This is a genomic window from Promicromonospora kroppenstedtii DSM 19349, assembly GCF_000515355.1.
GTDB classification, from domain to species: Bacteria; Actinomycetota; Actinomycetes; order Actinomycetales; family Cellulomonadaceae; genus Promicromonospora; species Promicromonospora kroppenstedtii.
This window is the reverse complement of record NZ_KI911606.1, coordinates 1-467: the sequence shown is the minus strand read 5'-3', so window position 1 is coordinate 467 and position 467 is coordinate 1. Positions and strand designations below refer to the sequence as shown.

Annotated in this window: 1 protein-coding gene; it reads left to right on the top strand. The window is 77.1% G+C overall.

The annotated features are described in order from the left end of the window. Positions 1-467, top strand: a 467-nt coding sequence (locus PROKR_RS03555; protein WP_036959569.1) for an MFS transporter, incomplete at both ends; no start/stop codon positions are given.

The window sequence follows — 467 nt, the reverse complement described above, 5'->3', positions numbered from 1 at the left end:
GTCGGCGGCGCGCTGACGACGGCGCTCGGCGCGCCGCTCGCCGTGCTCGTCGACGCCGCCACCTACCTGTTCGCCGCATTCGCCGTCTGGCGGGCGAGGGTGCCCGAGCCAGGTCCGGCACGCACCACCCCGCACGCCGCACGCGACCCGTGGGGTGCGGTCGGTCGCCTGCGCGACGACGTCCGCGAAGGCCTGCGCTGGGTGTACCGGCACACCATGCTCGCGCCGCTGGCCCTGGCGACCCACGGCTGGTTCCTCTGCAACGGCATCGTCACCACGGTGCTGGCCCCGTTCGCGCTCGTCGGGCTGGGGCTGTCGGCCTTCCAGCTCGGGCTGGCGCTCGCTGCGGCGGGCGTGGCCGGGCTGGTCGGCGCCCTGTTCTCGGAACGGGCGGGCCGGGCCTGGGGAGCCGGGCGCACGGTGATCGCCGCGCGGGCTGCGATGCCCCTCGCCTGGGGAGTCGTCGC